This is a genomic window from Candidatus Palauibacter sp., from assembly GCF_965197445.1.
Taxonomy (GTDB): Bacteria; Gemmatimonadota; Gemmatimonadetes; order Palauibacterales; family Palauibacteraceae; genus Palauibacter.
In genome coordinates this window covers 251,316-269,183 of sequence record NZ_CBDANE010000003.1, presented here as the reverse complement: position 1 = coordinate 269,183, position 17,868 = coordinate 251,316, and the positions used below count along the sequence as shown (strand labels likewise).

Annotated in this window: 19 protein-coding genes and 1 pseudogene; 13 read left to right on the top strand and 7 right to left on the bottom strand. The window is 67.1% G+C overall.

The window, feature by feature from the left end:
* Positions 1-73: 73 nt before the first annotated feature.
* The 6 genes from ACN9M6_RS01900 to ACN9M6_RS01875 form a co-directional block, all read right to left on the bottom strand.
* Positions 74-1,336, bottom strand: a complete 1,263-nt coding sequence (locus tag ACN9M6_RS01900) for an ABC transporter permease (protein WP_419161223.1) — start codon at positions 1,334-1,336, stop codon at positions 74-76.
* 31 nt (positions 1,337-1,367) lie between these two features.
* Entirely contained in the window at positions 1,368-2,609 is a 1,242-nt protein-coding gene (locus ACN9M6_RS01895) for an ABC transporter permease (RefSeq protein ID WP_419161222.1), read from the bottom strand.
* 20 nt (positions 2,610-2,629) lie between these two features.
* The gene (locus ACN9M6_RS01890; protein WP_419161221.1) at positions 2,630-3,502 is read right to left on the bottom strand and encodes an ABC transporter ATP-binding protein; all 873 of its coding nucleotides are present in this window, start codon (positions 3,500-3,502) and stop codon (positions 2,630-2,632) included.
* Entirely contained in the window at positions 3,499-4,785 is a 1,287-nt protein-coding gene (locus ACN9M6_RS01885) for an efflux RND transporter periplasmic adaptor subunit (RefSeq protein WP_419161220.1), read from the bottom strand. The genes ACN9M6_RS01890 and ACN9M6_RS01885 overlap by 4 nt, the downstream gene beginning before the upstream one ends.
* A gap of 94 nt (positions 4,786-4,879) precedes the next feature.
* Positions 4,880-5,617: a YIP1 family protein gene (locus ACN9M6_RS01880; protein WP_419161219.1), complete on the bottom strand. Its 738-nt coding sequence runs from the start codon at positions 5,615-5,617 to the stop codon at positions 4,880-4,882.
* A 52-nt stretch (positions 5,618-5,669) separates the two neighbouring features.
* Complete coding sequence (locus ACN9M6_RS01875; RefSeq protein ID WP_419161218.1) at positions 5,670-6,347, bottom strand: hypothetical protein; 678 nt, start codon at positions 6,345-6,347, stop codon at positions 5,670-5,672.
* A gap of 118 nt (positions 6,348-6,465) precedes the next feature.
* On the opposite strand from ACN9M6_RS01875, the gene ACN9M6_RS01870 reads away from it, so the two are divergent.
* The gene (locus ACN9M6_RS01870) at positions 6,466-8,001 is read left to right on the top strand and encodes a YifB family Mg chelatase-like AAA ATPase (RefSeq protein ID WP_419161217.1); all 1,536 of its coding nucleotides are present in this window, start codon (positions 6,466-6,468) and stop codon (positions 7,999-8,001) included.
* Positions 8,002-8,026: 25 nt separating this feature from the next.
* Here the strand turns inward: ACN9M6_RS01870 and ACN9M6_RS01865 are convergent, their stop codons facing one another.
* Entirely contained in the window at positions 8,027-8,653 is a 627-nt protein-coding gene (locus tag ACN9M6_RS01865; RefSeq protein ID WP_419161216.1) for an anthranilate synthase component II, read from the bottom strand.
* On the opposite strand from ACN9M6_RS01865, the gene thpR reads away from it, so the two are divergent.
* The 12 genes and pseudogenes from thpR (at position 8,652) to ACN9M6_RS01805 (ending at position 17,701) form a co-directional block, all read left to right on the top strand.
* Positions 8,652-9,242: an RNA 2',3'-cyclic phosphodiesterase gene (thpR, locus tag ACN9M6_RS01860; protein ID WP_419161215.1), complete on the top strand. Its 591-nt coding sequence runs from the start codon at positions 8,652-8,654 to the stop codon at positions 9,240-9,242. The genes ACN9M6_RS01865 and thpR overlap by 2 nt on opposite strands.
* 66 nt (positions 9,243-9,308) lie before the next feature.
* Positions 9,309-9,956, top strand: coding sequence for a hypothetical protein (locus ACN9M6_RS01855; protein WP_419161214.1), 648 nt, complete (start codon positions 9,309-9,311; stop codon positions 9,954-9,956).
* 63 nt (positions 9,957-10,019) lie between these two features.
* Positions 10,020-11,510 carry an aldehyde dehydrogenase family protein gene (locus tag ACN9M6_RS01850; protein ID WP_419161213.1) on the top strand — a complete coding sequence of 497 codons (1,491 nt, stop codon included), beginning with the start codon at positions 10,020-10,022 and terminating at the stop codon, positions 11,508-11,510.
* A gap of 214 nt (positions 11,511-11,724) precedes the next feature.
* A complete protein-coding gene (lepB, locus tag ACN9M6_RS01845; RefSeq protein WP_419161212.1) occupies positions 11,725-12,417 on the top strand; it encodes a signal peptidase I in 693 nt (230 codons plus the stop codon).
* Between the two features lie 9 nt (positions 12,418-12,426).
* Positions 12,427-13,215 carry a sigma-70 family RNA polymerase sigma factor gene (locus ACN9M6_RS01840; protein ID WP_419161211.1) on the top strand — a complete coding sequence of 263 codons (789 nt, stop codon included), beginning with the start codon at positions 12,427-12,429 and terminating at the stop codon, positions 13,213-13,215.
* 129 nt (positions 13,216-13,344) lie between these two features.
* Positions 13,345-13,782 carry a 50S ribosomal protein L13 gene (rplM, locus tag ACN9M6_RS01835; RefSeq protein ID WP_419161210.1) on the top strand — a complete coding sequence of 146 codons (438 nt, stop codon included), beginning with the start codon at positions 13,345-13,347 and terminating at the stop codon, positions 13,780-13,782.
* A 15-nt stretch (positions 13,783-13,797) separates the two neighbouring features.
* Positions 13,798-14,193: a 30S ribosomal protein S9 gene (rpsI, locus tag ACN9M6_RS01830; protein ID WP_419161209.1), complete on the top strand. Its 396-nt coding sequence runs from the start codon at positions 13,798-13,800 to the stop codon at positions 14,191-14,193.
* 23 nt (positions 14,194-14,216) lie between these two features.
* Positions 14,217-14,903: pseudogene (rpsB, locus tag ACN9M6_RS01825) on the top strand (30S ribosomal protein S2); the annotation flags it as partial.
* A gap of 354 nt (positions 14,904-15,257) precedes the next feature.
* The gene (gene tsf, locus ACN9M6_RS01820; protein ID WP_419161208.1) at positions 15,258-16,118 is read left to right on the top strand and encodes a translation elongation factor Ts; all 861 of its coding nucleotides are present in this window, start codon (positions 15,258-15,260) and stop codon (positions 16,116-16,118) included.
* Positions 16,119-16,135: 17 nt separating this feature from the next.
* On the top strand, positions 16,136-16,849 hold the full coding sequence (gene pyrH / locus ACN9M6_RS01815) for a UMP kinase (protein WP_419161207.1): 714 nt from the start codon (positions 16,136-16,138) through the stop codon (positions 16,847-16,849).
* A 70-nt stretch (positions 16,850-16,919) separates the two neighbouring features.
* On the top strand, positions 16,920-17,477 hold the full coding sequence (gene frr, locus ACN9M6_RS01810) for a ribosome recycling factor (RefSeq protein ID WP_419161206.1): 558 nt from the start codon (positions 16,920-16,922) through the stop codon (positions 17,475-17,477).
* A complete protein-coding gene (locus ACN9M6_RS01805) occupies positions 17,474-17,701 on the top strand; it encodes a hypothetical protein (RefSeq protein ID WP_419161205.1) in 228 nt (75 codons plus the stop codon). The genes frr and ACN9M6_RS01805 overlap by 4 nt, the downstream gene beginning before the upstream one ends.
* Positions 17,702-17,868: the final 167 nt, after the last annotated feature.

Below are 17,868 nucleotides of genomic sequence, written 5' to 3'. Positions count from 1 at the left end.
AATCTCGGGCCTCGGTCGGGTCGAGTCGCGCTAGACCGGGCGAGCGCCGTTGTCCCGCCGGTCGCGATCAGATCTACTCGTAGCGCAGCGCGTCGATCGGGTCCAGACCCGCTGCCCGGGAGGCCGGGTAGAGTCCGAATCCCACCCCGGTCAGTGCCGAAGCCCCCAGCGCGGCCACGATCGACCACATCGGCACCACCGCCGGCAGCGGCGTCCACTGGTTCACGGCCCACACGAGGGCGCCCCCGATCAACATCCCCGTCGCTCCGCCGACCACCGTGAGCGTCGCCGCTTCGACGAGGAACTGCCACAGGATGTCGCGACGTCGCCCGCCCATCGCCTTGCGCAGCCCGATCTCGCGGGTCCGCTCCGTCACCGAGATCATCATGATCCCGATGACGCCGACGCCGCCGACCATGAGCCCGATGCTCGACAGTCCCACCATGGCCGCGAACAGAACGTTCGTCAGCTGCCCCCACAGGTTCAGCATCTGGTCGGAGGTCACAACGTCGAAGTCGTCTTCCTGTCCCGGTTTCAAGCCGCGCAGCTGTCGCATCCGGGCCCGGGTCGCGTCGAGTGCCGCCTCGAGGTCCACGTCGGGGTCCGGCCGTACACTGAAGCTGATCTGCCGGTCCCACACCCGCAGCACCTTGTCCGCGGTCGCGAAAGGCAGCCACACGTAGTGCGTCGCCAGGCCGGCGAAGAGGTTGGCCGGGGGCCGGTACACGCCGATCACGCGGACCCTCGCGTTCTCGTTGCGCCTGCTGATCCGGATATCCCGGCCGAGCGGGTCCCGGTTCCCGAACAACCCGACGGCCGCGGCCGAATCGATCACGACGACGTCGGCGCGCCGGTCGCCCTCCGTCTGAGTGAACCAGCGGCCGGCCATGATGTCGCCGCTGTCGATCTCGAGGTAGTCGGCGCCCACTCCGTAGAGCGAAATCTCGACCCGATCCGACCCCACGTTGGCCTCGTAGCCTCCCAGCTCCGCGATCGGCGCCGCGCTCCGGATCCCCGGAAGTCGGCCGAGTTCCCTTGTCCATTCGGGCTGCAACGGCGGGTTCCTCATGAAGCCCCGTTCCTGATCGTCAAGGGGGCCGCTGAAGTTCATCATCGCGGAAAAGTCGAAGTGCACCACCGAGAACGTCGTCATCCCGTTCGGGGCCAACAATTCGGAGAAGCTCCGGTTGATCCCCGTGATCACCGCCGCCATGACCATCACCACGAGAACCCCGATCGTCACCCCGAGGATCGTGAGGCCGCTCCGCACCTTGTTCGCTCCGAGCGAATCGAGAGCGACCGCGATCCCCTCGGAGATCGTGGAGACGAAGCCCATCCCACCGCTTCCGCGGGCGCTCACGGTGAGATCACTCGAACCGGAGCGCTTCGATCGGGTCGAGACGCGCCGCCCGGTACGCCGGGTAGAGTCCGGAGGCCACGCCCACGCCGAGTCCGAGCAGGAGGGAGACGATCAACGCGGGCACCGAGACCGCCGCCGGGAGCGGCGTAAGCCGTTCCACGATCAGAGCGAGTCCGAACCCGGTCCCGATCCCCAGCGCCGCACCCACGATCGAGAGCGTCGAGGCTTCGGTGAGGAACTGGAGGAGGATGTCCCGGCGTCGGGCCCCGAGCGACTTGCGGAGGCCGATCTCCCGCGTCCGGTCCGTGACCGAGAGGAGCATGATATTCATGATCACGATGCCTCCGACCACGAGCGAGATTCCCACTAGCCCGGGCAGCGCCGTCATGAGCACGCGGTTCACCGTTTCCCATGCGCTCAGCAGGTCACTCGAAGTGTCGATTCCGAAATTGTTCGGCTGCGCTGGCCGAAGTCGTCTTTCACTGCGGAGTGCGCCCTCCACTTCCGCCATGGCCGGCTCGAGTTGCTCGATCGAGTTCATCTTGACCGTGATGCCGTCGACCTCCAGTCGTCGGCTCGTCACAGTGCGCTGAAACGTCTCGAAGGGGATCAGAACCGCCGCATCACGCAGATTGCCCACGAAGCCGCCCTGGCTTTCCAGCACGCCGACAACCCGGAACCGGTGCCCTCGCGCGCGGATCTGCTTGTCGATCGGAGAGGTCGTCGGAAAGAGCCGCTCCGCGATCTGCGAGCCGATGACGGCGACCGAAAGCGACTGATTGTCGTCGATCGGAGACAGGCCGCGCCCCTCTTCCACCTTCCATCCCTGGACGGCCTCGTACTGGGCCGATCCCCCGATGATGCGCACATTGCGCCGCTCGTACTGGCCGCGGCGAACGGAGCCCCCCGATTGCGCGTAGTAGGCGAGGTAACGGGCGTCGGGCACGGCGGCTCGCACGACCTCGACATCACGCATGCGGAGTTCGGGATTACGCCGCTGCCGGCGTCGCTCCGCCTCGTCGACCTGACCGGTCTGAATCGACGGGCGCTGCACGACCGTGAACGTATTCACGCCAAACAGAGAACTCGCGAAGTCGTCGCGAACGTAGCTGTTCATGCCCTCGACGATCGTGATCACCGCGATGAGAAACGTGATCCCGATGCTGATGCCCAGGAGCGCGAAGAACGACTTGAGCTTCTGCGCCCAGACCTGGTGCAGCGAGAGGCGGATGCCCTCCCAGAATCGCATTGGCGGGGACCCTGGTGCCGCTAGAAGCCGCCCTTGAGCGGCGGCGTGCGGGGCGGCGCCCACGGATTCGAAAGCTGTCTTCCGGCCCCGGAGGGACCTGTGCCGGTCGAAGGTGCCGTGTCCACCGGCGGGTCTGCCTTCGCCTGCGCCGGTCTTCCACCGAACGGACCAATGTTGCGGGTGAGATAGTAGTCCGGGGACATCTCGGCCTCGACCTTGCCGTCGACGAGCGTGACCACGCGCTGCGAACGGGCCGCAATGTCGTACTCGTGCGTAACCATGATGATCGTCTGGCCTTCGCTATGGAGGGTGTCGAACACATCCATGATCTCCTCGGAGGTCGAGGAGTCGAGGTTGCCCGTCGGTTCATCGGCAAGGAGGATCGAGGGATCGTTCACTAGCGCCCGGGCGATCGCCACGCGTTGGCGCTGCCCTCCCGACAACTCGTTCGGCTTGTGGTCCATGCGGTCCGCCAACTGCACGATCTCGAGCGCGTGCGCCGCCTTCTTCTGCCGGTCTCTGCTCGAGACCCCCGCGTAGATGAGCGGCAGCTCGACGTTGTGCAGCGCCGTTGCGCGCGGGAGCAGGTTGAAGGTCTGAAACACGAACCCGATCTCACGGTTGCGGATCCGGGCCAGCGCGTCGTCGCTCAGGTCCTGCACCGCCTGACCGTTGAGGACGTACTCCCCGGCGCTCGGCGAATCGAGGCAGCCGATCATGTTCATAAGCGTCGACTTGCCCGACCCGGACGGTCCCATGATCGAAACGTATTCGTTGCGCAGGATCTCGATGTCCACCCCCGCCAGAGCATGGACCACCTCGGTCCCCATCACGTAGTCCTTCCTGAGGCCACGCGTGACGATCATTGCAGGCCCCGGGCCGTTGCCGGTCATCGTCCGTCCCCCTCGTTGCCGTTCAGGGCCGCGGTGTCCTGGCGCTGGGACGGGTCGATGGTGACCCGGCTCCCGTCGCGGAGTTCGCGGATCGCCTGGAACGACCCGGACACGATCGTCGTCCCCACCTCGATTCCCGAGATCACCTCAAAGTAGTTCTCGCCGGCGACCCCGATCTCGACGGGCCGGAAGCGCACCACGTCGCCCTCCACCACGAACACCCCTTCGATGTCCCGGACGCTCTCCGGCCGTTCGACGGGCGGAACGTTCTCGTTCGGAATCTCCTCGAACTCGTCCGCGTCCATGAGCGTGAGCGCCGTGATCGGGATGCTGGGCACATCGTCTCTGGTGTCCGTAATGACGTCGGCCGTGGCCGACAGGTCGGGCCGGATGCCCTCGGGAGGCGCGCGCAACTCGATCTTGACCTCGAAGTCGATGGCCTGCGCCGAGCCGCCCGCCTGAGCGGGGTTCAGCGGCACGATCGAACTGTTGCCGATCTCGGTGACCCTCCCCACGAAGCGCCGGTTCGGGAACGCGTCGATCTCGACGTATGCGGAATCGCCGATCGCGATCGAGGGCACATCCGTCTCGTCCACTTCGATCACCGCCTCCATGACGGACAGGTCCGCTACGGTGAGAAGTACGGTCCCCGGATTGTTCATCGTTCCCACGATCGCGGTTTCGCCCCGCTCCACGTTGAGCCTGGTGATGCGGCCCGGCATAGGCGCCCGGATCGTCGTCTTCCGGAGCCGGTCCCCTTCCTGGTCAAGGGTCGCGCGCGCCTGGTTGACCTGATGGTCCGTGGCTTCCAGAAGGCGATTCTGGACGTCCGCGTTGGTCACGGCCTGTTCGACCTCGGCCTCGGTCACGAAGTCCGTACCGCGCTCCTGCAACGTGGTGAGGCGATCGGCGTCACGCTGCGCCTGCCGATAGGAAGCTTCCTGCTGCGCATAATTGGCGCGCGCCTGCGCGAGGCCCGCTTCGGCGCGGTCCACGGCGGCGCGGAAGAGCGCAGGGTCGATCTGGACGAGGAGATCGCCTTCCTCCACGTCCTGGCCTTCCTCGATCGGGAGCTCGATGATGCGGCCGGCGACATCGGTCGTGATGTCGACATGAGTCTTGGGCTCGATGTGGCCCGTCGCCGAGACTTCGGCGACGAGACTCCGCAGCCCGACCTCCTGCACGCTGACCTCAACGCCACCGCGACCTTCACGCTGCGTGGCCAGGTATCCCATGGTTGCGAGCAGTCCGATGACGACCACCGCGATGAGTATTTTCTTCATACGACACAAGAACCTTTATTTCGGGATCCGGTGGGCTGCCTGCGCGATACGTAACCCGGGCGCCCAACGGTACGTCACCGCGACGCACGCGGTTTCACCCCAGGCCGCCCAGCAGACCGCCCAGAGCCGCGAAACCCGCGACCATGAGCAGGTAGAGCACCAGCAGATACGTCGTGCCTGCCGCGACGGTCCGGCCCGGGTAGATGCGGCTCACCGCCACGCCGAGAACCCCGCACGTCCAAACAGAGAAGACGTTGATTCCGTTTAGGAACCGCCCCAGGAACCCCTCGAGGTCCGGGAGAAAGAGCCCTGGCGAAAGCGTGGCCTGCTCCGCTCCGGTGGCCATCAGACCGATCATGAGCAGCCCTCCCGCCAGGCCGATATAGGAAGCATGGGCGGCCGCACTGAAGAGCTGGCTGAAGCGGCCCTCGCCTCCCATGACGACGCTGAACGCGATCACGAGCAACCCGGCGATCAGGGCGAGGAACATGGGTGTGACCACGATCACGCTCACACTCCCCCACAGGGGGCCCTGTTCCATCTGAGTCTCGATCTGCTGTTCGAGCGCGGCAGGATCGGCTCCCGCGAACTGGGCCATCTGGGTCTCGATCATGGCTCGCCGAACCTCCTCGGGGACCACGATCGGAAGGAGGAGTTGTGCCCCGATGCCCAGGACCATCAGTCCCACCAGGGCCCCGATCCACGCAGGCCGTTCCCGAAGCGCGTCGAACAGCTTTGCCGGCGAGACGAAGACCTGCACGATGCGCACGGGAAGGGCGGGAATCGCGTGCTCCGCCGGGGCGGCGCCGCTCGAGTCGGGCATCTGTTCCATGTTTCCTCCAGGTTTCCTGTTCCGCTGCCTGCTTATCCGGAAGTTGCGGCCGTCAGCCTTCGGTCGGAGCGCGGACGGCCTCACGTCCGGTGCGAGGGTCCACAACCCGCAGGAGCTTGTCGTCCGCGTCGAGCCAGACGCTGTGTCGCATGCCCTCGATATCCAGGTCGAACCGGGTCGCGGCCACCGACCCCTGCCCGATCGCGACGGGTTCGGCGGACTGTCTCGTCAGACGGATCGGAACGGATCGCCCGGCGAGTGGAAGAAGCACGTCCAGACGCCCGTCCGGCGCCTCTCGCAGCGCGCGCACCAGCAGGAGATAGTGATGCGCCACACCCGGCTCGAGGATCGCCGCCGCGTCGGTCACCGGATACTCCTTCCAGCGTTCCTTCCAGCGTTCGCCCTCCGGGGTCACGAAGTGGAAGCGGACGCGGTCGGCGAAGCGTTCTCCGCTCACAAGCGCCGAGCGGCCCTCCCGCACTTCATATTTCATCGGGCGCATGTTCGGATCCATCTGGAGCCCCACCTGCCAGGCCGGACGCTGCGCGATCTCGATGGCGGCCACGGCATTCACGGTAGATCCCGTGAGCCACACTCTGAACCGTTCCGTACCCACCCGCCGCCCGTCTATTCGGACGTGCAGGTGACCCGCGTCGAGTTCCTGAGCGCTCAGCATCAGGGGGGCGAGCAGGAGCGTCGAGACCGCCAGCCCGCGACCGATGGAACTCATGCTCCGTTTCCGCACTCGCCCGCCTCGCTTGAAGGTCCGTTGAGATCCGTGTGATACCCGCGCCCATCATGACCGCCACGAAACGTACAAGGTTGCAGGGTCGGGAGCGACGAAGGATATGGCGAAGTCGTTAGGATCAGCGGCGGTGATGTCGGCGGCGGTCGTGGGGCTCGACGTACGGCCCGTGAGCGTCGAAGTGTCGCTCACGCGCGGGACGCCGATGATACAGATCGTCGGTCTCGCCCAGAGCGCCGTACGCGAGGGCCGCGAACGAATCCGTGCCGCCGCCGCGCAGTTGGACCTTCATGTGCCGGGGGTCCGGATCACGGTGAACCTGGCCCCGGCGGATCTCCCCAAGACGGGTGCGGCGCTGGACCTGCCGATCATGCTCGGGATTCTGTGTGCGAACGGAGATGTCGCGCAGGATGCGCTGGAGGGCACACTGGCGGTGGGGGAACTCGGGCTCGACGGTTCGCTGCGGTCGATCCGTGGCGCTCTGCCCATTGCCCTCTACGCGGCCGGGGATCCGCATGTTACCCGGTTGCTTCTGCCGCGCGCGAACCTGCGGGAGGCTTCGGCGGCCGACGGCATCGAGCTGGGCGGGTCGGAGTCGCTGTCCCGGATCCTCGCAGCACTAAAGGACGGCGACTGTCTCCTCCCCCCGGCGGCGCTCCCGCCACCGGCCGGATGGCAGCCGGCCGGCGAGACCCCGGCCACGGACGGTTTCGACCTCTCCGCCGTGAAAGGGCAGTCGGTCGCCAAACGCGCGCTGGAGATCGCGGCGGCCGGGGGCCACAACCTCCTGCTGTCGGGCTGCCCCGGCTCCGGCAAGACCAGCCTGGCTCGCTGCCTCCCCGGCCTGCTCCCCGAACTCGCCCTTCCCGAGGCCGTGGACGTGACCGCGATCCACAGCGTGGCGGGCCTCCTCGCCGACGGTGCGGGCCTGCGGCGGACCCGCCCGTTCCGGGCTCCGCACCACTCCATCAGCGAGGCGGGGCTGATCGGAGGGGGGAGTCGCCCGCGGCCGGGCGAGGCCTCGCTGGCCCACCACGGCGTGCTGTTCCTCGATGAACTCCCCGAGTTCGGCCGGCGCACACTCGAGGCGCTCCGCCAGCCGATCGAAGAGGGCCAGGTGCGGATCGTGCGTGCTGCGGGGTCGGCCAGCTTTCCGGCCGAGTTCACGCTGGTGGCGGCGATGAACCCGTGCCCGTGCGGCTATCGGGGCGTACCCGGCCGGTGCCGCTGCTCCGAGCAATCCGTACAGCGCTACCGCCGGCGGGTCAGCGGACCGCTGCTGGACCGGATCGACCTTCTCGTCGACGTGCCCGCGGTACGCTGGGAGGATCTGGCCGACACCGGTCCCGTGGAGGCGAGCGCTCGCGTTCGAGAGCGTGTCTCGCGGGCCCGCGCCCTCGCGATCCGTCGTCGCGGGAGCACGAACGCTCGCCTCCCGCCGGCCCGGCTGGAGCAAGCGTGCGGGGTCGACCGTGGCGGCCGGACGCTGTTACGGAAGGCGGTGACCTGCCTCGATCTGACCGCTCGCGGCTACCACCGCGCACTCCGCGTCGCCCGGACCCTTGCCGATCTCGAGGGTGGGTCGCGCGTGTCCGAGGATCACGTCGCAGAAGCCATCCGCTTTCGCGGATCGATCTAGCAGCCCCGGAAAAAACCCCGGACTGCTAGGCCGGGAGCTCCGGACAGCGGCTGGCCTCGACAGGCTCTGCCGCCGGGACCTCGCCGCGCCCGAGCGCGAGAAAATTACCGAGCAGGCGGTGGCCGCCGGCGGTCAGCACCGCCTCCGGGTGGAACTGTACCCCCCATACGGGCCAGGACGTGTGCTCGACGGCCATCACTTCACCTTGCTCGGTCGCCGCCGTCACGCGGAGGCCGCTCCCGGGATCGGCGGGGTCGACGACGAGCGAGTGGTAGCGGGTGACCTCCAGCGGAGAGGGCAGGCCGGTGAAGAGCCCACGCCCTGCATGGCGCACCGCGGAGAGGCGGCCGTGCATGGGTCGGGTCGCCCTCATGACCCGCCCCCCGACCGCCGCGGCGATACATTGATGCCCCAGGCAGACACCGAGAATCGGGATTTCCGCACCCACGGCTCGAATCACCTCGACTGAAGCCCCGGCCTCGGCGGGCGTGCACGGCCCCGGCGAGATCACGATGTGCGTCAGCCCTTCGCCACGCAGCGCCCCGGGGTCGACGTCGTCATTTCGTCGGACGCGCACGGTCTCGCCGAGTTCCTCGAGATATCGCGCGAGGTTGAACGCGAACGAGTCGTAGTTGTCGATGAGGAGGATCATGGCGGCAGGATATGGCGCGCCTCGCGCGCGGTCGAGGCTCTTCGTCGCCGTCCGCCTCCCGCCTCGAGTGCGAGAGAGCCTCGCGCGCGCCACAAGGACCCTGCGCACGCTGGAGGGTGTTCGCCCCGTGCGCGTCGAGCAGTTGCACCTCACAGTGCGGTTCATCGGCGAGATGGAACGGAGTCATGAAGCGTCGCTCGCGCGGGAACTCGCCGCGGGTACAGCCGACCTCACCCGCTTCGCGCTCCGGCTGCACTCCGCCGGCGTCTTCCCTTCGCTCCGCCGCGCCAAGGTCATATGGCTGGGCGTTGACGAGGCCTCCGGGCTCGCCGCGCTTCACCGGTCGGTCGAGGACGCGGTTGTCCGGGCCGGTGTCGCTCCGGAGCGGAGGCCCTTCCGTCCGCACATGACCGTGGGGCGAATCCGCGGCACCCCGCCGCCCGTAGGTCTCGCCGAAGAGATCACCCGTGTCCGTTTCGAGACCACCGTGCAGGTGGACCGGGTGTCTCTCATGCGGAGCGAACTTCTCCCCCGGGGCGCCAGGCACACGGAGGTCGACTCGTGGTCCCTGGCGGAGAGCGGTTCGTGACGCAGTTCGCGGGCTGCCGTGCTACGTTGCACGGGATTTTGAGCCTTACCCCGATCCCTGTCGGAGGTGATCGACAAGATGGGCATCTTCCGGAGACTCTTCACCGGCCTCGGCTTCCTCACCTTCCTGCTGGTCCTTCTGGTCACAGGCTGGATCTTCCGCGAGGACATCGAGACCTGGCTCGCCGACGTCGGCGGGGACGACATCGCCATGTCGGAACCGAATCCCGAGGCGGCGACCCGGGTTGAGGCCGCTCTGAACGAACTGGCGGCGGGAGGCGGCAGCGTCGAGACACGGTTCACCGAGACGGAACTTCAGAGCTACGTCCAGTACCGGCTCGCTCCGCAGTTGCCGACCGGCGTGGAGGAGCCCGCGATCGAACTCCGCGACTCGACCGTTGCGTTTTCCGCCAAAGTCGACTTCACGCGGCTCACCGTGGGCGGAGACGCGGCGGCCAGCCTCGGCCGCATGCTCGGCGACTCGGCTCGCATTGCCGGAGAAGTGTTCCCGGAGGTGGGCGAAGTCGGCGAGGGGCGCATCCATCTCATCAGCCTTCAGGCGGGTGTCCTTCCCGTGCCTCCCCTGCTGTTCGGCATGGCCGCGCAGCAGTTGGGGTTGCGGACCGACGGTCGAACCGTGCTCTTCGACATCCCTTCGACCGTCGCCGAAGTTCGGGTCGAAAACGAGGAAATCATCCTCCTCATGCACCGTTAGCAGCCCGGCGGGTCACTGGCTCGCCGGACCCACAATCGGACCCGTACACGGAGTCTCCCCGGCATGGCCGAGAAGTTCCTCAACTATATCGCCGGCGAATGGACGGAGCCCGCCAGCGGTGAATACATCGAGAATCGTAATCCGGCCCGCACGTCGGAGTTGATCGGCCTGTTCCCGGACACCGATCCGTCGGAACTGGACGCAGCCGTGGCTTCGGCGCACCGAGGGTTCGAGCGCTGGTCCCGAACCCCGGCTCCCGAAAGAGGCCTCGTGCTCAAGAGGGCGGGGGATCTGCTCACCCTCCGCAAGGAGGACCTCGCGCGGACGATGACGCGCGAGATGGGCAAGGTGCTCGACGAGACGCGCGGCGACATCCAGGAGGCCATCGACACGGCCTACTACGCGGCGGTCGAGGGCAGACGGCTGTTCGGGCGCACGGCGCCGTCCGAGCTGCGGAACAAGTGGGCGATGTCCTTCCGCCGGCCGGTCGGCGTGTTCGGCATCATCACGCCGTTCAACTTCCCCATCGCCGTCCCGAGCTGGAAGATCTTCCCCGCGCTCCTGTGCGGGAACAGCATCATCTACAAGCCCTCCGAGGATGTGCCGCACAGTGCCCACCGGTTCGTCGAGATCCTGCTCGAGGCCGGTCTGCCTCCGGAGTGCGTGCAACTCCTCCACGGCAGGGGCGAGACGATCGGTCAGGCCATCGTCGAGCATCCCGGCGTACCGGGGCTGTCCTTCACGGGGTCCACGGAGACGGGCAGTCGCATCGGGGAGATCGCCGGACGCATGCACAAGCGGCTCTCGCTCGAGATGGGGGGCAAGAACGCGCAGATCGTCCTGCCGGACGCGGACTTCGACCTGGCGCTCGAGGGTGTCCTCTGGGGTGCCTTCGGCACGACCGGCCAGCGCTGCACCGCCACCAGTCGTCTACTGCTCCAGAACGACATCCATGACGAGTTCGTGGAAAAGCTGTGCTACGAGGCCCGGTCGCTGCGGCTCGGCGACGGGCTTGAGGCCGGGGTCGATGTCGGGCCGCTCATCCACGAGGCGGCGCGGGACAAGTGCGAGCGGTACGTCGCGATCGCCGAAGCGGAGGGGGCGACGGTCGCGACCGGAGGCGGACGGCCCTCCGACAGTGGCCTCGCCGATGGCTGGTTCTTCGAGCCGACCGTGCTCACGGGTGTCGAGAGGGAACACCGGACGGCGGTCGAGGAGATCTTCGGGCCGGTGCTGTCCGTGATCCGGTTCGACACGATCGAGGAAGCGTTCGACATCAACAACGAGGTGCGATACGGGCTGTCGTCGTCGATCTACACGAACGAGGTGAACGCGTCCTTCCGCGCCGTCGAGGAACTCGACAACGGGATCACGTACGTGAACGCCCCCACCATCGGCGCCGAGGCCCACCTCCCGTTCGGCGGAGTGAAGAGCACGGGCAACGGCCATCGTGAAGGCGGGTGGGAGGTGTATGAGTTCTACACGGAGACCAAGGTCGCGTACGTCGACTACAGCGGCACGCTGCAGCGCGCGCAGATCGATGTCGATTGGTAGCTGCGGCGAGGTGAGAGCCCGTTGAAGGCTTCCCGTACATCGTTTGGAGCGGGAACGCCGATCACCGGGGTGCGGAACAGGGAAGGGGCGAATGGAGGAACGACCGGCTGAGAGAGCCGATCCCGAGACGCGGGAACATCGCGAGCCGGCCGGCTCCGCGGTACGAAGGTTGCAGGCGCCCACCATTCGCGCGCGGCGGAGTCGCGACCAGTCGGTGGGCAGATGGCTCTGGGAGTGGACGAAGTCCATCTTCATCGCACTCGTCCTCTTCCTCTTCATCCGCACCTTCATGGTCGAGGCCTTCCAGATCCCGACCGCGTCGATGGAAAACACGCTTCTCATCGGAGACTTTCTTCTCGTTAACAAGATGGTGTACGGCGCGGAGATCCCCGGCACCGACCTGGAGCTTCCGGCGTTCGACGCCCCGGCGCGTGGCGACGTGATCGTGTTCGAGCCGCCGGAGTCCGCCGAACAGCCGCCCCGCACCAACTACGTGAAGCGGATCATCGGGATGCCGGGGGATACCCTGCGCATGCGGCGCGCACAGCTCTTCGTGAACGGCGCCCCGGTCGAGGAGACCTACGTGAAGGCTTCCTCGCACTTCCCCGACGCCCCCAGCCCGAAGTTCGGGTGGCAACGCCGGTTTCTGCCGGGGAGCGCGCGCCACGCGGGCTATGTGCCGACCCGCAACAACTGGGGTCCCCTCATCGTGCCGGCGGATCACTACTTCGTCATGGGTGACAACCGGTCGAACTCCGAGGATTCCCGGTATTGGGGGTTCGTCCCGAGAGACGCGATCAAGGGCCGACCCATGCTGGTGTACTACTCCTACGACCGCGAGCCGAGGGCCCGCTGGTCGTGGCTCACCGAGATTCGCTGGAACCGGATCCTCCGCGGGATCGACTGACCAGCCCCCATGGTTCGGATCTTCGAACGCTACCTGTCCGACATAGGGCGCGAGCGCCTGCTCGACCCACAGGACGAGACGGATCTGGCACGGCGGAGCCAGGCGGGCGACGAGGCTGCTCGAAGCCGGCTGGTCAGCGCCAATCTTCGCTTCGTCGTCTCGGTCGCGAGAAGCTACCGGGGCCGCGGCGTGTCGCTGGCGGACCTCGTCAACGAGGGGAACGTCGGACTTGTACGCGCCGCCGACCGTTTCGACCCGGAGCGCGGCGTTCGCTTCATCAGCTATGCACATTTCTGGATACGACGTGCGATGATCCAGGCCATCGCGGTCCAGGAAGAACGACGGAAGCCCGGTGAGCCCGCGCCGCTCAGGCTGTCGCTCGACGACGTGGCGCCGGGGGCCGCGTGCACGCTGGGCGAACTCCTCCCGGACGAGCGGACGCCGGAACCCGGCGCCGACCTGGTTCGGGAGAGGCTCCGTGACGCGATAGAGGCCAGCCTGACCGATCTGCCGCCGCGGGAGTCCGAGGTCGTGCGCCGCTATTTCGGCCTGGGATTCGAAGACTCGCAGACGCTGGCCGAGATCTCGATCGAACTGGATGTCTCTCGCGAGCGCGCGCGCCAACTCAAGGAGCGCGGCCTGTCTCGGCTTCGTGCGGGCGCCCGGAGGCACGGGCTCCGCGGATTCGTCGATTCCGGCGGGCCTGCCCTGGGCTGTCGGCGGCGGGGAGATGAGCAAGATTCCGCTTCGCTGCCGAGGCGTCCAATGGTGATTGACTTCACGCGAGACCCGAAGTAGCATTACAGGCTATCGCGCAAGGCTTCGCGGGCTTTTTCGCCGGCCTTCGGGGTTCCCGCGCGGATTCAGCGATCGCCACGCGCTCGGCAACGTTCCTGCCGGGCGGTTTTTTTGAGGTGAGCAGAACGAATGAAGACGTACTCGGTGAAGGCGGGAGAGATCGAGCGGGAGTGGTACGTGGTGGACGCCGCGGACCAGGTGCTCGGCCGTCTCGCGACCCAGGTCGCGACCGTCCTTCGTGGCAAGCACAAGCCGATCTACAGCACGCACCTCGATACCGGCGACTACGTCGTCGTGATCAACGCGGAGCGCGTGCGGCTGACCGGCAACAAGGCCGACCAGAAGGCGTATTTCCGGCATTCCGGATACATGGGCGGCGAGCGGTTCATCCCCTTCCGGCGGATGCTGGCACGGCACCCCGACCGGGTGATCCGGCTCGCTGTGAAGGGCATGCTACCCAAGAACACGCTTGGCCGGAGCATGCTCAGGAAACTGAAGGTTTACGCGGGGCCGGAGCATCCGCATGCGCCACAGCGCCCGCGCCCCTTCGAGAGCGTCGCGGGCTAGCGGAGGAGACGAGAGTTGGCCGCAACGGAGCAGGTTCAGTCGGTAGGACGCCGGAAGAAGTCGGTCTCCCGCATCACGATGAGACAGGGCACCGGGACGGTCACGGTGAACGGCCTGCCTGTCGATGAGTACTTCACGATACCTCGGCACCGTTCCCTCATCTCGGCGCCGCTCGAGGTGACAGAGGCCAGGAGCTTGTACGACGTCACGGTGCGGGTTCGCGGGGGCGGAGTCACCGGGCAGGCCGAGGCCACGCGCCTGGGCATCGCGCGCGCCCTGCTTGCCATGGACGACGAACGGCGGAGCACGCTGCGCTCCCATGGTATGCTGACCCGCGATCCCCGGATCGTCGAGCGGAAGAAGCCGGGCCGTCCCAAGGCGCGCAAGCGCTTCCAGTTCTCCAAACGATAGCGGGAAGGCGGAAAGCCAGGCGCATGGGCGTGGAGCTGAAGGACCTGTTGAAGGCCGGCGTGCACTTCGGGCACCAGACACATCGCTGGAACCCGAAGATGCGCAAATACATCTTCGCCGAGAGCGGCGGGATCTACCTCATCGACCTCAAGAAGACGCAGCGGGAGCTGGAGAGAGCGCACGAGCTGGTTCGCCAGACCGTGGTCGCGGGAAAATCCGTCCTCTTCGTCTGTACGAAACAGCAGCTCGCGCGCGTCGTGCGGGGCGAGGCGGAGCGGTCCGGTTCATTCTACGTCACGGAACGCTGGCTGGGCGGGATGCTCACCAACTTCCAGACGATAAAGAAGAACATCGCTCGCCTGAAGGAACTTGAGCGCGGAGTCGAGGAAGGAGCCTTCGAGTTCTATACGAAGAAGGAGAGGCTTCTGCTGGAGCGGGAGCGCGAGAAACTCGATCGCTACCTGTCCGGAATCAAGGACATGACGCGACTGCCGGGGCTCGTCTTCGTCGTCGACTCCAGCCGCGAGGACATTGCGGTGCGCGAGGCGAACCGCCTCGGGATACCGGTCGTTGCCATCGCGGATACGAACGCCGATCCGGACCTCCTCACGATCGCGATCGCGGGGAACGATGATGCGATCCGCTCCGTGTCTCTCATTACTGGATCGATCGCGGATGTCGTGGAAGCGGCTCGCCAGGAGATTCCGGAGATGGACCGCGCCGAGGCCGAATCCAAGGCGTATACGTATTCGAGCGATGCCGGCGGCGTCGCCGATGTCGCGAGCGGATCGCGGCGGAAGCGGCCGAGACGCAAGCCGCGGCCCGAAGTGATCGCCCAGCGCCTGCACCACCCTGCGGTGATCGAGGGCGCGGAGGCGCGAGCCGAATCGGGCGCCGCGGAGGGTGGATCGGAGGCACAGGAGGCCGAGGCCCCCCCGCCGGTGGCGACCCCGGAAGCGGAGGGGGGCGAAGGGGAGGATGCCGGAGTCGGAGAATCATCCTCGAAGTGACCACAAGGGGCCGCTTCGGTGGCCCCTTTTTTTTGAGAAGGAGACGAAGGAATCATGACGCAGATCACGGCCGGGGCGGTGAAGGCCCTCCGCGATCGGACGGGCGCCGGGATGATGGACTGCAAGAGAGCGCTCATTGAGGCGGAAGGCGATGCGGAGCGGGCGGTCGACCTGCTGAGGAAGGCCGGGGCGGCCAAGGCGGCCAAGCGAGTGGCCCGGGACGTCTCGGAAGGCACGATCCGGATCGCGACACGCGACGGGTCCGCTTCGATGGTCGAAGTGCTGAGCGAGACCGATTTCGTGGTGCGGAGCGAAGCGTTCGAAGCCTTCGCCACGGAGCTGGCGGAGCGGTTGTTCGATGTCCCGCTCGGGGACGGACAGATCCTCGAGGGCGAAGCGCTGCTGGGTCTCGATGCAGCGAGTGGGGGAGGGAGCGAGATCGAAGACCGCCTCAATGAACTCCGGGTCCAGGTCGGCGAGAACGTGCGGGTGGGGCGCGCCGTGCGGTACGACCTCGGCGAAGGTGGGGCGTTCGCCTCGTACGTTCATTTCGGAAGCCGCATCGGCGTCCTCATCGAGATCTCGCAATCAAGCGAAGAAGCGGTCGAGACGGCGCGGGGGATCGCCATGCACGCGGCGGCCACGAACCCGAGCGGGCTGTCGCCCGAGGATATCCCGGCGGATGTGGTCGAGCGCGAGCGGGCGCTGCTCACCGAGCAGGCTCTGGAGCAAGGCAAGCCGCCCTCGATCACCGAAAAGATCGTCGAGGGGCGCATGCGCAAGTTCTTTGAGGAGAACGCGCTCCTGTGGCAGAGTTATGTGAGGGATCCGGACCTCAAGGTGAGGGATCTCCTGAGCGGTGCGGGTGGGGATCTGGCCGTGCGTCGCTTCGCCCGGTTCGAGGTGGGCGGCTGAATTCCGCGAGGCTTCCCGTGCCGGATCTGAAGTACGGCCGCGCACTCGTGAAGCTCTCCGGCGAGTCGCTGGCCGGGAAGCGGGGGTTCGGCATCGACCCCCCCGCCATCGAGGAACTCACGGGCGAAATCCGGGACGTTCACGCGAGCGGCGTGAGCCTGGGGCTCGTGGTCGGCGGCGGGAACATCGTCCGGGGCACGGTGGCCAGCAAGCGGGGGATGGACCGCGTGACCGCCGACTACATGGGCATGCTGGCGACCGTCATCAACGCGATGGCGCTTCAGGACATGCTCGAGCAGTCCGGTGTCGAGACGAGGGTCATGTCCGCGATCCGGATGGAGGCCCTGGCCGAGCCCTACATCCGCCGCCGGGCCCTGCGCCACATCGAGAAGGGACGAGTCGTCATCTTCGCCGGAGGGACCGGGAACCCGTATTTCTCCACCGATACGGCCGCGGTGCTCCGGGCCATCGAGATGGAAGCCGACGTGATCATGAAAGCGACGAGGGTCGACGGCGTGTACACGGCGGATCCGGAGACCGACCCGGGCGCCGACCTCATCGAGGAGATCGGCTATCTCGAGGTGATGACGCGGGAACTCGGCGTCATGGACGCGGCGGCGATCTCTCTGTGCAAGGACAACCAGTTGCCCATCGTCGTCTTGAACATCAAGCGACGGGGTGCAATCCTGGCTGCATTGCGGGGCGAGAAAATCGGGACCCTGGTCGCGTAGAAGATCCGGGTCGACGGCAGTCCGGGGTAAGATTCTGTGCCCCGTGGGATCGCGGACATCGGAGGGGACGGTGCCGGAGGAGACGCTGGACAATGCCACCTGGGCGATGGAGAGCGCGATCGACGCGATCTCGAGGGAATTCGCCACGGTTCGGACCGGCAAGGCAACGCCGGCGATTCTCGATGGGGTGCGGGTCGAGGCGTACGGCGCGTTGGTGCAGTTGCGGCAGGTCGCCAACGTCAGTGCCCCCGAACCGACGATGCTGCTGGTCCAGCCCTACGACCCGAACATCGCTCCGCAGGTAGCCCGGGCGATCCAGAGCGGCGACCTCGGACTCAACCCCTCCGTGGATGGCGCCATCGTGCGGGTGCCCATCCCGCCGTTGACCGAGGAGCGTCGCCGCGAAATGGTGAAGATCCTGCGCCGGATGGCGGAGGAGGGCAGGGTGTCGATCCGGCACGCGCGGCATGAAGCTCGTGACCAGCTCCTCCGGATGCAGCGGGACGGGGAAATCGGCGAGGACGTCTCGCGCCGCGCGATGGCCGAGTTGCAGACGGGCACCGATGAGTACGTGAAGAAGATCGACGAACTCCTGGTGCGCAAGGAAGCGGAGGTGATGGAGGTTTGAGCCGAACGCACAGCGTTGCCAACGCCCTGCGGGCGTACGTGCAGGGACGGGACCGCGTCTGGGAACACGGCCGCAAGCTGGGTCCGACCGCAAGTCCCTCGGAGGACATCGAGTTCGGGAGTCTGCCCGCGCCGCCGAGGTTCGGGGTCGCCGTCGCGGAGGATCTCGATTTCCGCCGAGGCCCGGCGGCCTGGCGGGACCGTGCCCCGCGAGCAGAGGAGTAACGATGAGCGAAGCGTTCACGAGAGATGGATCGCCGCTCGAATGCAGCGGGGCTTTTGCCACCGGCTGCTAGCCGCGACGAATCTGCCGGCACCGGCCGCGACGGTGTGCAGGCTCGCCTCCGACGCGCTCTTCAGGCATCTCCCGATCTTCTGCCACGGGGATCGGC

What these genes read in the sequence shown, in the direction of transcription:
- ACN9M6_RS01900 (WP_419161223.1), bottom strand. Translation starts at nt 1,336, where the DNA reads ATGGGCTTCGTCTCCACGATCTCCGAGGGGATCGCGGTCGCTCTCGAT.
- ACN9M6_RS01895 (WP_419161222.1), bottom strand. Translation starts at nt 2,609, where the DNA reads ATGCGATTCTGGGAGGGCATCCGCCTCTCGCTGCACCAGGTCTGGGCG.
- ACN9M6_RS01890 (WP_419161221.1), bottom strand. Translation starts at nt 3,502, where the DNA reads ATGACCGGCAACGGCCCGGGGCCTGCAATGATCGTCACGCGTGGCCTC.
- ACN9M6_RS01885 (WP_419161220.1), bottom strand. Translation starts at nt 4,785, where the DNA reads ATGAAGAAAATACTCATCGCGGTGGTCGTCATCGGACTGCTCGCAACC.
- ACN9M6_RS01880 (WP_419161219.1), bottom strand. Translation starts at nt 5,617, where the DNA reads ATGGAACAGATGCCCGACTCGAGCGGCGCCGCCCCGGCGGAGCACGCG.
- ACN9M6_RS01875 (WP_419161218.1), bottom strand. Translation starts at nt 6,347, where the DNA reads ATGAGTTCCATCGGTCGCGGGCTGGCGGTCTCGACGCTCCTGCTCGCC.
- ACN9M6_RS01870 (WP_419161217.1), top strand. Translation starts at nt 6,466, where the DNA reads ATGGCGAAGTCGTTAGGATCAGCGGCGGTGATGTCGGCGGCGGTCGTG.
- thpR (WP_419161215.1), top strand. Translation starts at nt 8,652, where the DNA reads ATGGCGGCAGGATATGGCGCGCCTCGCGCGCGGTCGAGGCTCTTCGTC.
- ACN9M6_RS01865 (WP_419161216.1), bottom strand. Translation starts at nt 8,653, where the DNA reads ATGATCCTCCTCATCGACAACTACGACTCGTTCGCGTTCAACCTCGCG.
- ACN9M6_RS01850 (WP_419161213.1), top strand. Translation starts at nt 10,020, where the DNA reads ATGGCCGAGAAGTTCCTCAACTATATCGCCGGCGAATGGACGGAGCCC.
- ACN9M6_RS01840 (WP_419161211.1), top strand. Translation starts at nt 12,427, where the DNA reads ATGGTTCGGATCTTCGAACGCTACCTGTCCGACATAGGGCGCGAGCGC.
- rplM (WP_419161210.1), top strand. Translation starts at nt 13,345, where the DNA reads ATGAAGACGTACTCGGTGAAGGCGGGAGAGATCGAGCGGGAGTGGTAC.
- tsf (WP_419161208.1), top strand. Translation starts at nt 15,258, where the DNA reads ATGACGCAGATCACGGCCGGGGCGGTGAAGGCCCTCCGCGATCGGACG.